The sequence below is a fragment of the Vibrio bivalvicida genome (assembly GCF_001399455.2).
GTDB lineage: Bacteria > Pseudomonadota > Gammaproteobacteria > Enterobacterales > Vibrionaceae > Vibrio > Vibrio bivalvicida.
The window spans coordinates 132,989-147,495 of sequence record NZ_LLEI02000043.1 but is presented as its reverse complement, the minus strand read 5'-3'; the positions used below and the strand labels follow the sequence as shown (position 1 = coordinate 147,495).

Annotated in this window: 11 protein-coding genes; 7 read left to right on the top strand and 4 right to left on the bottom strand. The window is 44.6% G+C overall.

The genetic code is table 11. From position 1 onward, the window contains the following. The first annotated feature begins 59 nt into the window (after nucleotides 1-59). The gene (locus tag APB76_RS15040; RefSeq protein WP_054961782.1) at nucleotides 60-1,088 is read left to right on the top strand and encodes a LacI family DNA-binding transcriptional regulator; all 1,029 of its coding nucleotides are present in this window, start codon (nucleotides 60-62) and stop codon (nucleotides 1,086-1,088) included. 49 nt (nucleotides 1,089-1,137) lie between these two features. Here the strand turns inward: APB76_RS15040 and APB76_RS15035 are convergent, their stop codons facing one another. After that, nucleotides 1,138-1,998: a LysR family transcriptional regulator gene (locus APB76_RS15035; RefSeq protein WP_054961781.1), complete on the bottom strand. Its 861-nt coding sequence runs from the start codon at nucleotides 1,996-1,998 to the stop codon at nucleotides 1,138-1,140. A gap of 101 nt (nucleotides 1,999-2,099) precedes the next feature. Here APB76_RS15035 and APB76_RS15030 point away from each other — a divergent pair, with 101 nt between their 5' ends. The 6 genes from APB76_RS15030 (at nucleotide 2,100) to APB76_RS15005 (ending at nucleotide 10,613) form a co-directional block, all read left to right on the top strand. Further along, entirely contained in the window at nucleotides 2,100-2,711 is a 612-nt protein-coding gene (locus tag APB76_RS15030) for a LysE family translocator (protein WP_054961780.1), read from the top strand. A 183-nt stretch (nucleotides 2,712-2,894) separates the two neighbouring features. Then, a complete protein-coding gene (locus APB76_RS15025) occupies nucleotides 2,895-4,076 on the top strand; it encodes a glycosyltransferase family protein (RefSeq protein ID WP_054961779.1) in 1,182 nt (393 codons plus the stop codon). A 68-nt stretch (nucleotides 4,077-4,144) separates the two neighbouring features. After that, the gene (locus APB76_RS15020; RefSeq protein ID WP_054961778.1) at nucleotides 4,145-5,329 is read left to right on the top strand and encodes a glycosyltransferase family 4 protein; all 1,185 of its coding nucleotides are present in this window, start codon (nucleotides 4,145-4,147) and stop codon (nucleotides 5,327-5,329) included. A gap of 21 nt (nucleotides 5,330-5,350) precedes the next feature. Beyond that, a complete protein-coding gene (locus APB76_RS15015) occupies nucleotides 5,351-6,526 on the top strand; it encodes a glycosyltransferase family 4 protein (RefSeq protein WP_054961777.1) in 1,176 nt (391 codons plus the stop codon). Beyond that, nucleotides 6,513-8,336, top strand: coding sequence for an ABC transporter ATP-binding protein (locus APB76_RS15010; protein ID WP_049845749.1), 1,824 nt, complete (start codon nucleotides 6,513-6,515; stop codon nucleotides 8,334-8,336). Before APB76_RS15015 ends, APB76_RS15010 begins: the two co-directional genes overlap by 14 nt. Continuing rightward, the gene (locus tag APB76_RS15005) at nucleotides 8,337-10,613 is read left to right on the top strand and encodes a phosphotransferase (protein ID WP_054961776.1); all 2,277 of its coding nucleotides are present in this window, start codon (nucleotides 8,337-8,339) and stop codon (nucleotides 10,611-10,613) included. 4 nt (nucleotides 10,614-10,617) lie between these two features. On the opposite strand, the gene APB76_RS15000 is transcribed toward APB76_RS15005, so the two are convergent. From APB76_RS15000 to APB76_RS14990, 3 genes are all read right to left on the bottom strand, one after another. Then, nucleotides 10,618-11,784 (bottom strand): nucleotide sugar dehydrogenase, encoded by a 1,167-nt coding sequence (locus tag APB76_RS15000; protein WP_054961775.1) that lies wholly within the window; start codon nucleotides 11,782-11,784, stop codon nucleotides 10,618-10,620. A gap of 166 nt (nucleotides 11,785-11,950) precedes the next feature. Next, nucleotides 11,951-12,682: a DUF3726 domain-containing protein gene (locus APB76_RS14995; protein ID WP_054961774.1), complete on the bottom strand. Its 732-nt coding sequence runs from the start codon at nucleotides 12,680-12,682 to the stop codon at nucleotides 11,951-11,953. After that, on the bottom strand, nucleotides 12,679-14,415 hold the full coding sequence (locus APB76_RS14990; RefSeq protein WP_054961773.1) for a hypothetical protein: 1,737 nt from the start codon (nucleotides 14,413-14,415) through the stop codon (nucleotides 12,679-12,681). Before APB76_RS14990 ends, APB76_RS14995 begins: the two co-directional genes overlap by 4 nt. Nucleotides 14,416-14,507: the final 92 nt, after the last annotated feature.

Below are 14,507 nucleotides of genomic sequence, written 5' to 3'. Positions count from 1 at the left end.
CCCAAGGGCTGTGATAAGATGTCGCGGCGAATTAATAGATAAAAAACGAAAATAAAAAAATGAGCGAACCGCGAAAACGCAGAAGCACTGGAAAAGTCACACTTGCCGATGTAGCCAAAAAAGCCGGTGTCGGTTCGATGACCGTTTCGCGAGCATTAAGAACGCCAGACTTGGTGTCTGATAAATTGCGAGAAAAGATTCAACAAGTCGTTGATGAGCTAGGTTATATTCCCAATAAAGCGGCGGGTGCATTGGCCTCAGCTGAAAGCTATTCCATTGCTTTGATCCTGCCTTCATTGATCGATAAATCTTGTGCCTTGTTTCTACCTAGCTTCCAGCAAACCCTAAACAAAGCGGGTTACCAACTGATTCTCGGCTACAGTGACTACTCGGTAGATCAAGAAGAAAAACTGCTTTCAACCTTTCTCGAAAGTCGCCCTGCCGGGGTGGTACTGTTTGGTGGCGAACACAGCAAACGCACCCACCAGTTGTTAGAAGCAGCAAATACACCAGTACTTGAGATAGCCGAGCTAACGTCTACCGCCCAGTACTTGAATATTGGTGTCGATCACTTCGACATCGGGAAGTCCTGTACCAAGCATATTATCGAGCAAGGCTTTAATAATGTTGGCTTTATTGGTGCACGTGGTGAGCATTCAACCCTCCAGCGCAAACTCCATGGTTGGCAAAGCGCGATGATAGAAAACTACCTAACACCGGATCACTTTCTAACCACGCACGAGGCCCCTTCTTCACAACTTGGAGCCGAAGGTTTAGCGAAGCTACTGCTGCGCGACTCCACTCTCAATGCATTGGTATGTAGCCATGAAGAGATTGCCATCGGTGCCTTATTTGAATGCCACCGTAGAGTGCTCAAGGTGCCAACCGATATTGCGATCATCTGTTTAGAGGGATCTTCAATGGCAGAGCATGCCTACCCGAGCCTAACCAGTGCCGAAGTCGACTACGAGCGAATGGGAACCAAAGCGGCAGAAAAGCTGCTCCACCAGATCAAAGGCGACCGAGTCGAAGCCGTGACAGATATCGGTTTTAAGCTGACGCGAAGGGCCAGCACTTCGATCAATTAAATCGCGAGTTTATTCAATCAACGTCCGAATTTATAAGCTGTTCATCGAGCTAAGGTTTACATTGTTTAAAGGATTCCAGTAGCCACAATCGAAACTGCTCTTCTAATTTTGTGGCTGACTGATTTTTGCTGAGTAAGATGTAGCTATGCCCCGACGGGACAAAACCAAACGGGGCGATGAGGTTACCACGTTGCAAGTCATCAGCAACCAAGGGGTAAGAGCCTATCGTTGCTCCTAGCCCATCAACACTGGCTTGAAGTGAGAAGTAAAAATGAGCAAAAGTCTGTTGCTCATTGGATAGCAGTTTCGGTCTGTTTCGCTCGTTGCACCAATTTTCCCAAGCCAATGGACGTGTCTGACTGTGCAGCAGTTTCATGACGCTCAAATCCTGTTCGACTTGTTGCCAGTACTCTGGTGACATCACAGGTCCAACCCACTCTTCAATTAAAGGAGTTTGCTGATAGTCATGGGGAATAGCAAAGTCATCTCGTCGTATCGCCATGGATAATCCAGATCGCTCCAGATTGATTGCTCCGCCTGCGGTTGATAAGCGCACATCCGTCGCGAAGTCGTCATTAAACGTAGACAATCTAGGCATTAACCAACGCATGGTTAGTGTCGGCTCACAGGAGACTTCTAGTACGTTTTGATTTTGTGTTTCTAACTTAGCCACACCCGTTTCAAGCGCTTGAAAAGCCTGCTCTGTATAGGTTTTCAGCAGCTCACCTTGCTGACTCAAGCGGACATTTCTTCCTTGCTTCACAAATAAGGTCTGGTCGAGATAGTTTTCCAGCACTTTAATCTGCTTGCTGACTGCACCGTGCGTAATGTTCAGTTGCTCTGCAGCCTCGCTGTAATTTGAGCACTGCGCTGCAACATGAAAAACATAGAAGGATTTAAGATGCCTCATTAGTGAACTTTTCTCACATAAAACTAGAATTCATTTCGATTATAGGCACAACCAGATTTACCTACAATGCCAGCCACAATCCAATCAAACTGGGAATAAATATGGAGTTAGTAAGTTTAGCGCTATTGGGCATCTTAATCGTTATTAGTCCGGGAGCTGATTTTGTTCTGGTACTTAAAAACAGTCTTAATCATGGCCGTAAAGCGGGTGTCATGAGTGCATTGGGTATCAGTTTTGCCATCGGAGTTCATATTGCTTACTCGATGCTCGGTATTAGTTACCTAATCTCACAAAATGCCTGGCTGTTTAATCTGGTTCGATACCTAGGTGCCGGATACTTAATTTACTTAGGGTTAAAGGGCCTTTTGGCACAATCCTCAGCGCCGTCTAATCCAATCGAGCCGAGCGCAGCCAAATCCGCTTGGCGCTATCTAGGGGAAGGCTTTCTTTGCAATGTGCTCAACCCTAAAACCATGCTGTTTTTCTTGAGTATTTTTAGTCAGGTAATGACCAATGACGCATCAAGTAACAACAACGCACTGATCTATGGTGGCTATATGATGCTTCTACACGGCCTATGGTTTGTACTAGTCGCGCTGCTGTTCTCCTCTAATAAGCTGCAAACCACACTGAGTAAAGCCAAGCATCGACTTAATCAATTATGTGGCGCAGGGCTACTGCTATTCGGATTAGCTCTGGGGTTAAAAAACTAAAAATTAGAATAGGCATCAATAACATAACTAAGTCTCTCTAAAACGGTAGCTCGCCGCATTGATACTTTTCAAGTAATCCGAGCTCAAAGAAAGGAAACTCACGACTATACTTCAGAGAGTTCTAAACTTAAGTATTAACAAACTCACATTATTCAGAAGATAGTCAGAGAAGCAAAAGCTCACATGAAAAAGCTGCTGTTTTATTCACATGATAGTTATGGCCTAGGGAATATTCGCCGTATGGTGGCTATTGCCAATGAGCTGGTTAGTCGACACAGTGATCTGTATATTTTGCTGATCACTGGCTCTCCCATGTTGCACGCATTCCGCACGCATCCACAGATCGACTATGTCAAACTACCTTGTCTGCAACGTTCAAAATCGGGCCGCTACTCAGCAAAGCTGGCTTGTTATAGCGCAGAGCAACTTGTGCAATCTAGATCAGCAGTCATACATCAGATTGTGGCCTCTTATAAACCCGATCTACTTTTAGTCGATAAAAAGCCCGAAGGGCTCAATGGTGAGCTTAAACAAACGCTATTATTTCTTTCCTCACAGCATAAATCACCACGGTGTGTACTGCTGCTAAGAGATATATTGGATTCACCACAGGTGACGCAGCATATCTGGCAAAAAAATGGCTATTACCAATTAGTAGAGAAGTACTATGATCAAGTGTTAGTTGTTGGTGAACAAAAGATCTTTGATGTCACCGCGGAGTATCGCTTCCCTTCTAGCATCGCACAAAAAACCCAATTTTGTGGCTATCTACAACGCACTGAACAGCCTGATGAAAGAAATCAAGTTCAAAACGGCTTAGCCTCAACAGATCGCAAGCTTATCGTTGCAGCAGCAGGTGGAGGGGACGATGGAAGTCTTGTGCTTACAACCTACTTGCAAGCATTAGCTCAAAGTGCATGGGGTCACCAAGTCAACACAGTCGTATTTTATGGGCCTGAGATGAATGATGCTGGTGTGGAACAACTACGTCATCTCGCGAGTTCAATGCCACATGTTACTCTGTTGGAGTTCACTCCCCACTTTATTAGCTACCTTTCTGCCGCAGATTTGGTCGTAGCAATGGGAGGTTACAACACCATATGTGAAATTTTATCAGTTAAAAAGCCGGCAATCATAGTCCCAAGAGTCACTCCTGTCGCCGAACAACTGCTTCGCGCGCAGTGTTTTAGTCGATTAGAAATATTTGAATGTATTCACCCAAATGAACTTACGCCTAGTGTGTTAGGTAAGAAAATTGCCAACAAACTCTTTTCTCAGGAGGCGCTATTGCCATTTCCTGACAAGATCCATTTAAACGGAATGGAAAAGCTAGACAGATTACTTGTTGCGCAAAAAACAAACTAATAAAAACAATAGAAACATAGCGTTGGTTAGGGCTTAGCGAAAACTTACTCAATGGAAGGAATAGTCCTATGTATGTTGCCTACGTCGTCAAACGATATCCGCGCTACTCAGAGACCTTTATCGTCAATGAGATTCTGGCTCACGAACGAGCCGGGGTAAACATCCATATCTTCGCATTGTTACCCCCCCAAGATACCCATTTTCAAGATATTATTGCGCGTGTTAAGGCACCAGTAACCTATTTGCCAGCAAAAGCTGACCGCGCAAGTACCTTTTGGGAACGGCAGAAAAAAGTATCGCGTCGCTTTCCAGAGGTGTGGAACATTCTCGGCAGATACCCAAGTGCCAGTGCTAGAGAGATACTTCAAGCATTAGAGCTGTCTCTTCATATCAGCCGTATGGGCATTACTCACCTGCACGCTCACTTTGCGACCACGTCAACATCTGTGGCTCAAATCGCTTCAGCTATAACTCATGTTCCCTTCACATTTACCGCTCACGCAAAAGATATATTTCACCAAGATAATGACTTTGCAGCACTCACGGTTAAATTTTCTCAAGCACAGCGTGCCATCACAGTGAGCAATTTTAATCAAAGCTATTTAACAGAGGAACTAGGCGTAGACACGAGCAAAGTTATTCGAATATATAACGGCTTAGATCTAAACGATTTCCCCTATACCTCTCCTAATCAGCGTGAACCTCGAATTTGCGCTATTGGCCGATTAGTTGAAAAAAAAGGATTCTGCGATCTTGTTGCTGCTTGTCACTTGCTTAAACAACAAGGCGTTGTGTTTCAGTGCGAGCTAATTGGTGACGGGGAGCTAAAGACAGAGATAGAACAGCAAATTCACGCGCTCGGTGTCCAAGATGTAGTCACAATGCAAGGTTCTTTACCACAGAAAGAGGTAAAAGCTCGCCTACGTAATGCGGCAGTATTCGCCGCGCCGTGCGTAGTTGGAGAAGACGGAAATCGTGATGGTTTGCCGACCGTATTACTCGAAGCTATGGCGTTAGGGACACCATGCGTTTCCACTGATGTTACGGGCATTCCAGAAGTCATCTTCAATGGAAAAACAGGTCTGATGGTAGAGCAGCATAACCCAAACTCTCTAGCAGAAGCACTGAAGAAGATGCTTGAGAACTCAGAGCTGAGAGTTCGTTTAGCAGAACAAGCGCGCTTACTCATCGAGCATGAGTTCGACATTCATGAAAATTGTAAAAAGATACGAACTCAATTTCAGCATACATAATACAAGAATTATGGAGGCATTATGAAAGCAGCCTATGTGTGTTCCGATCGCGGCGTTCCTATTTTTGGTAGTAAAGGCTGTTCATTGCACGTACAAGAGGTCGCACGCGCCTTTACTCAAACGGATATCGATGTTGATTTTCACGTCGCTTCCATTGGAGGTGAGTGCCCTAAAGACTTACATCAGCTCGATGTTCATCGAATTAAACACGCCAAAATATCCGATAGAGCATTAAGAGAACAAGCAGATATTCAAGATAACGCCGCCATAATGTCACAGCTCATCCAGTGTGAACCTTACGATTTTATCTATGAGCGCTACTCGTTGTGGAGCCATGCCGGCATGTCTTATGCCGCGAGTAAAGGTATACCGGCGATATTAGAGGTGAACGCACCTCTCGTCGAAGAGCAACAAAAATACCGAGGCTTAGTTGATGAACAAGCAGCAAGAGACATTACTCAACAATGCTTTTCATCAGCAAGCTTAATACTTGCTGTGTCGGAACAGGTCGCTGACTATGTTGATACCTACCCCCAAGCACATGATAAAGTGAAGGTTCTTCCCAATGGCGTCAATACTGAACGTTTTATTTGCTCTAGTGCCGAGCGTTCAATTACCGACCACCTTTTCACTTTTGGCTTTGTCGGAACACTCAAGCCTTGGCATGGGGTGGACAGGCTCATTGAAGCTTTCGCAATTGTGCACACACACTTTCCAAACACACGACTTATAATCATTGGTGATGGCCCAATGCGGCAAACACTAGAGTTGCAAGTAGCACACTTAAAATTAGAGAGCAGTGTAGAGATAGTTGGAATGGTCGCCCCATCTGACATGGCAGAAATGTATACCCAAATGGATGTAGGCGTCGCCCCATATCCTAGTGCAGAGAACTTCTATTTTTCACCATTGAAAATTTATGAGTACATGGCCGCAGGGCTGGCTGTTATTGCGAGTGATATAGGTCAGATACCACAGATAGTCACTGACCATAAAACTGGGCTTACTTGCTCATCGTCAAGCATTACGAGCCTTATCGAAGCCATGGAGTTCTTAGCGGACAATCACACAATGGCAATGATATGGGGCAAAATCGGACAGGATGAAGCCCAGCGATACCATAGCTGGCAAAGTCGTGTCGAAAATATTCTAAATTGGTCAGGACTGACGGTGGAGCGAAGCAATGGCGAGACCTAAAGGATTAAAGCAAAGCTTACCCGGTCTACTGCGCTTTTATGATTACGTGCGGCCCTACATTAAACAGAGAAAATGGCTCATTGCCGGAGCGTTTGCGTGTTTATTTGGCCAAACATTAATGCGCTTGATAGAACCTTGGCCACTGAAATACATCATTGATCGCTTAGCCTCGCCAGAGTTCAACGCGGCGCAAGATCTACAAATACTGTCGACACTGCCAATTTCATCCTATTTTGCAATATTAGCTGCGACTTTAGTCATCATTATTTTAGGTCGCGCAGTTCTGACTTATGCGACCACGGTACTAATGGCTCTGGCAGGCAACCACATCATCATTAGCCTGCGTAGCAAAGTGTTCAATCATATCCAAGGGTTGTCTACAATTTACCATCAGCAACAACGTAGTGGCGACCTAGTCGTTCGCATCATTAGTGACATGGGGCTAATGAAAGAAATCGCCATAACTGCAGCGGTACCATTGATAGGCAACAGCCTGATCTTCCTTTGTATTATTGGCGTCATGTTTTGGCTGAATTGGCAACTCGCACTGGTTTCATTGTGCACCTTACCACTGCTCTGGTTTGTCACGTTAAACAAAAGCAAAAAAATCCACAAAGTCGCACGCAAAAATCGTCAACGCGAGGGAGTAATGGCAGCCACAGCATCAGAATCCATTCACTCCATTAAATCCGTACAGGCATTAACGTTAGAAGACCGATTTTCTAATATTTTCAGTGAAGCCAATAGTAAAAGCCTCAAGGAGGGAGTCCAAGGAAAAAGACTTGCCGCGTCACTACAGAGAAACGTCGAAATACTTATGGCGATATCTACCGCCTTGGTACTTTGGTATGGCGCCTTGCTGGTTATCAAAGAACAATTAAGCCTTGGTGAGCTACTCGTATTCACCTATTACTTACGACGAGTATTTCGCCCCATACGAGATTTTACCAAATATACCGCGAGACTTGCCAAGGCGTCTGCGGCGGGAGAGAGAGTATTAGATATTCTTGAGCACCAAAAAGATATCGAGAATCTACCGAATGCAGTTGAAGCACCTTCTTTCAACGGAAATATCCAGTTCCGAAATATTGAATTCTCCTATTTAGATGATGAGGTAACCAACCTCGAAAACATTACTGTAAATATTCCTAAAGGAAAAAAAGTCGCAGTTATCGGCTCTTCAGGCAGTGGAAAATCTACCCTAATTGCATTACTCCTGCGCTTACATGACCCTCAACGCGGAGGTGTATACATTGATGGTGTCGATATCCGTGAATACACCTTTGAAAGTGTCCGTCAGCAAATCTCGGTAGTGATGCAAGAAACCGCCTTATTCGCGACTTCGATTCTCAATAACATAACGATTGGTCAAGGTGACGTGAAGATAGAGCGTGTATATGAGTCAGCAAAGCAAGCAGAGATACATGATTTCATTATGTCGTTACCAAACGGCTATGACACACTCGTCGGTGAACGAGGGGTAACCTTATCCGCTGGGCAAAGACAGCGAATAGCCATTGCGCGAGCAGCACTTCGACAAGCCCCCATCTTAATTCTAGATGAACCTACAACTGGCTTAGATCCAGCAACTGAGAGTCAAGTAAGTCGTGCGCTAATGAGGCTAGCGAATGATTGCACAGCATTGATTATTACCCATAGGAGAGAGCTCGCTGAACAATGTGATTATGTGGTTTGTATGCGCAAAGGTAAGGTTATTGAGCAGGGCACTCAGGCGGAACTCACCGATAAAGCCGGAATGTACTTAACACATTTTACCTCGCCTGAAACACAATCAGCTCAAGGAGGGTAAATGCAACCTGAAGACCAACCATTGATTGGCCGAGAGTCAGAAATATTAGGTTTGCATATCATTCTAGATGAATCCAAGATGCTAGCATTGATGCGCCAGTACATGCAGGACGTAGACATATTCGCACTGACAAAAGTCTATATACGTTACAAACCAGAGACGAATTGTTTAGTTAAATACCTTATTGAGAGTGGAAGCGGATCTACTACTTGCTACGTAAAAGCCTACACTGCTAAAGACTCCGCTAAGCTTGAGAGTATAAAAACCGCTCAAAACGCCAATCAAATAATTCCGATAATAGTTAAAAAACATTTGATGATTATTTACCCGTTTCCACTCGATGCAAAACTAAAAGTGCTTCCCCGTTTATTATCACCAGAATCTTTGCCAAATTTACTAGCTCGCGCGCTCTACCCCAAGGCTCAAGTCCAACCACATATCCAGAGTAGTGAAATTCTACAATACAAACCTGAAAGACGTCTGGTACTCAAACTCCAATTAACTTCAGGTGAAGTACTGGTTGCTAAAGCCTATACAGATCAAAGGTACAAACTCGCTAACCTCTCTCGTCGAAGAAAGCTCCATTCTCAACACCTGCTTGATGTAGTAGGGCGCAGCAGCAAGCATAAATTGTTAGTTTTTCGCTGGATTGAAGGACGCAACCTAACTCACTGGTACCATATTAACCAGAACGATCTCGCGCCTTTTTATGAATGTGGTCAATACCTTAGATGTTTTCATCAAAAATCAAAACCTAAGCGTGTGATCCATAAAAACACAGCAAATTTCTTACGGAGTTTGCAAAGTCGAACAGAAGATCTGGCGCACCTTATGCCTAAGCTAAAGAGCAGGCTGACTCACCTAACCTCTCAATTATTAGAACGATTACAAGACCTAAAGGCCGATAAAACCGTTATCCACGGTGATTTCTATGCCTCACAAGTGTTAGTGACACCCAATGGAAACCGGCTGATAGATTTTGATGATGTATGCTATTGGTATTCAGCCTATGACATCGGGACATTTATCGCTCACCTAGAGTTTGATTCTCTAGGTGGCGATGTTTCTTTTGCTAGGTCACAAAGTTATCGTCGGGCTTTACTACAAGGGTATGGCGAACTCAAAAAAAACCATAGTTATGAAATTGAACTATTTACAGCTTTAGCGTTACTGCAGCTTGCACATCAGCCTTTTCGTGATGCCCACCCTCAATGGGCAGCTTCCATTTACCATCTGATTGAACGCTGTGAACAACATTTACAAAGTTTCAAATTACTATCCGAAGTCAATAACTTAGAGGGAAGGCTGACGTTTTCCTCCGAGCTGTTTGACCTACCCTATGCCAGGCAATTGCTGCTAAGGAGCATCAAGGATTTATCGAGCGCGGATCGCCTAATTTGCATTGCAGTTACACGGTATAAAGCCAATAAGCGAGTCATGATTGAATATACGCTAGAGCGTGCGAACGGAGAACGAATTTCAATACTCGGTAAGGTCAGAATCAAAGGCTTTGATAAACGGACTTGGCATGCCAATAAAGCCCTTTATAACGCTCAATTTGGCCCCAATGGCAATGATGGGATTCAGGTCCCCAAACCTTTAGGATGTTCATCCGATCATCATATTTGGTTCCAAAGCAAAGTGGCAGGTAAAAGCTGCTTTGATCTATTTTGCCAACAAAAAAGTCATTCTGTTTCACAACGAATTGCCCAAGCACTCCACAAGCTTCATTTCCATCACATTGATACCGATCGTCATCATAGCAACCAAGATGAAATTCGATTGCTTGAAGAGTATTTGACTCTTGCCGCCAATCAATTGCCAACCAAGGCTCCAACCATCCAAAATATATTACACAATTGCAAGACACTGGCTGACGAGCTTTGCACAGCAACCCAGCCAACACTTATTCATCGTGATTTTTACCATGACCAAATCTTAGTGGCAGATTCTGAAGTCTATCTTTTGGACCTAGACCTTCTCTGCTATGGTTCCCCTGCTCTGGATGTCGGTAACTTTGTCGCTCATATTGAAGAACAATGCTTACGTGAATTCGGCCAAGTTAACTATGCACAGCAACAAACATCCAAATTTGTCGAGCATTACCTAGAACTCTCTGGCCTAAATTTAAACAGAGATATCGAGATATATACATTACTAAGCTGGGCAAGGCACATATATATAAGCCAGAGGATCGCTCAACGGAACGATTGGACAGAACAAATTATCGAGCTTTGCGAACAACGGATTACCCGGCTTCGCTACCGTTATCTATAATAGCTCAATCAGTACCATAGATGTCTCTCGAATAAATTTTATTCGAGACATCTAATAGCTCATCAGTTAGTCGGTTGGCTAGAATCACGCTCGAAACTTGCTTAAATTCATCGAGCTGATGGATAACTTCGCATTGGTGATAGACCGAGTCTGGATAAGTTGGCTCATAGATAACGACACGAACACCTCGGGCTTGAAGCCTGTCGACCACACCAATGATCGACGAGGAGCGGAAGTTATCCGACCCGGATTTCATCACTAACCGATACACACCAACCACTTCTGGCTCTCGCGCTAATATCACTTGGGCAATATGATCTTTACGGATTGAATTAGACTCCACAATGCCGCAGATCATTCGATTTGGGATATTTTCAAAGTTAGAGGAAAGCTGTTTGGTATCTTTCGGTAAACAATAACCACCATAGCCGAAAGAAGGATTATTATAGTGCTGACCGATCCGAGGATCGCAACAAACGCCTTCAATAATATCTTTGCTGATCAAGTGGTTAAGCTCTGCATAAGTATCAAGTTCATTAAAAAACGCAACGCGCATGGCTAAAAACGTATTGGCAAACAGCTTTATTGCTTCGGCCTCACAAGAGTGAGTATAGATGAGAGGCGGGTTCGGCGTTTTCGCACCTTGTTGAAGCAAAGCCCCGAAAACCTTCGCACTTTCATTCTGCCCCCCAACAATAATCCGAGCTGGAAATAAGCAGTCATACAATGCTTTACCTTCCCTAAGGAACTCTGGCGAAAAAAGAATATTGCTATGCTGATAGCGCTTACGGGCTTGGTGAGTAAAATTCACCGGTACAGTACTCTTAATGACGATGGTTGCGGCAGGATTTATGCTAATCGCACGTCGCATGACAGCTTCAACAATGGCGGTGTTGAATGAACGAGATTCTGTGTCGTAATCCGTCGGGGTAGCGATGACGATAAACTGAGCTTCGCAATAAGCAATATGCTCTTCCGTCGTCGCCATTAAGTTTAGTGTATGACTGGTAAGGTAATGTTGGATGTCACTGTCATCGATGGGGGAGATCCGCTTATTAATCTTGGCAACTTTTCCCTTGTCGATATCTAGTAATGTCACATCGTTGTGCTGTGCTAACAAAATAGCATTGGCTAGACCAACATAACCAATTCCTACCACTGCAATTTTCATATTCTACCTACAGAATAAATATAATTGATGAGGATTAGAAAAGAGTTCTTGTTATTACCTAGCCTGACTAGAGTATAGCTAAACTTTCGTACCAACTAACACAATATAAAAACAAACAGCCTCATTCGAGGCTGTGTCATGTAGTATTTAATCAATGAGCAGGCTGTTAGACCAGTTCGCCTGCTCCTTGAACTGAACGGGCACTGTTTTCAACCAAGAACACTGTGGCCGCTTGTTTTAATGTCTCCCACTCAGCATCTTCAACGAAGATACCTTCTTGCCATGATGCTTGTTGAGCGCGGCTTAACTCTGCACTGTCAACATGGATAGAATAGCCTTGCGCACTTTGGTTAACATCAAAGTCGCGAACCGATAGCTCAATCAGCATTGAATGTACGTCCTCATCACCATTTACAAGGCTGTCGGAAAAATACACCTCCGGTGCGATGCAACCACGGTTAAGCACATACAAGGCGCGTTGAGGGCTGCTGCCATTAACCCATTGCGCACGACAAGCGATGCCTTTTGCAGCCAAACGAACCAACTCACTGTAGGCTAACCAGCGGTTATGGCACTGTTTTAGCGTGATTGAGATGGTTTTGTTATCCACCATTTGCTCTAAGGCAAAATCGAGTACCGCAGGCAGTTGACATGCGATACTGCTGTTATGAAAATCAACCTCGAAACTCGATTCACTTTTATTGGAAATTGATACGGCGCAGTCTGAGTCTAAGCTTAGAAACTGACTGGCATTGTTAAAATGCCTCACGCCACTAAGCCCCACCATTTGCAAATCCGCCACCATATTGGCGATGACATCCGCTTCACCACAATGACGACGCATACCTAAAAATGCCTTATTTACTGCGGCAACCAATTCATTGTGTGAAACGATCATGATGCCAATCCTCCATTGATCTTTTGTGGCTCTGTGTGGGTAATCTCTTGACTACTTGGCATGGTCGGAAAAATCCATGTATCGCTATATTCTGGGTCACTGATTTCTTCTAATAGCGGAGCACCTTGGAAGAAGGTCACTCGAACCCAGCGATCAGAGCGCGGGTCAAATTTGGTTGCACCGAACATTGCTAGCTTGCAGCGTAGCAGGTGCATTGGTAGCGCATCTTGACGTAATACGTTCATCTGGATGTCACCCATAGCACGATTACCTAAGGTCCACACTCGACGTGTAATCGCACGGTATTGTGGATGTTGGAGCAAAAACGCCGCGACTGTTGTCTCAGAAGAGTAACCTTCCAGCGCATGGAACAACTGATTGGCCTGACGACCAATATCGAGTGGTAGTTCACGCTCTTCACCCGCTTCTTCACCGCGGACACCGAGTCTTGGCTCTTCTTTGTCTTGAGAGCGATACCAGAACCAGTATTTGTTTTCTGCCAACGAGTAATCCGCCTCGACAGCCCAGTGATATTTATCGCTGAGTAACTGACGCAACTGTTGGACGGTTTTGCCACTTGGAATCGATAGCGCTTCGCTGGTATTCATTTGGTTTTCAAACTGATCAACCACACTTGGATAGAGCTCAAGCAGGCAAGAGGTAAGGATTTCTTGGGCTTCCAAACTCACGCTTTCAGCCTGCTTAACAACATCACACCAGTGCGAATGAACCGCGATAACTTGCGACAATTGATCTATAAGCTGGGCAATATCGGTGACCGCCAATTGATTTAAGCTGTCTTGCTGTTCGTTAATGGTAATCACTTGTTCTAAATGGCGCTTAGCTTTAACCAATAAATCTCGCAATTGATCATGCATCTGGCTGTCACACGGCAACGCCAATACTTGACCAATCGCGCGCTCTCTTGACGTCATCCACTGATCAACGATGCACGGATGATTGATTAGATAAGGCGCCATGCCTAAGCCCGTTGCATTGCCCACCCCTAAATAGCGCTGCAAGCCTTTGTGTAGCAAGATAGCCTTGTCGCCACCTTTCTGCTCTGCAAGATAATGCACCCAATCTAAGCTAAACTCGCGCAGCATGTACACTGCGCACATTTGCGCGCTAAAGGACTGATTAAAATCAGGGTTATCTTCCAGCAGCTTAAAATCAGCAATGCCAAATTTACCATTGCCATACACCGCCGTAGTACGCAGTATGTAACCAACCTCTGCCAACTCGTCGGGCTGTGGCTGCTGACCTTTGGCTAAAGCGCTGACAATATGCTCAAATACTCGCACGCTCTTGTTTGCACGCGCCAACACAAGCACTTTGTTAGGGTTTCGTCCCGCTTCTTGCAGGGGAACATTAGCACGTAGCTGCTCTAACAGTTCAACATCGACATCGCCATCAACTAAAGCGAATGTGACATCCCACTTTTCCGCAATGACGCGATCATTGCGCTCTTCGTCGACAATCTCATCGCAAAAGACGACTAAGTGATAGGTTTGGGTCGGAGTCACCAGTTGGTAAATAACATGACCATAGCCCTGGGGACATAACTGCCACTCATGCTTGGTTACGCGCCAGTTTTGTGTCGCCATTTTACGAATCAAACTTCGCACAAAGCTGATTCTATTTTGGTGCATAGCGCCTAGCCTTTCCGGAGCCATAACAAGAGCTGCATTGCGCAGCTGGGTTTCAGTGTAATTAGAACGATGTGCATCCATTTTGCTCACCACCTATTTTTATTGTAAGAATAATAGGAGTTTGCGCAGACGTAGGGTACAGCCTACGCAAACTCATCGGTATTGGATTAATA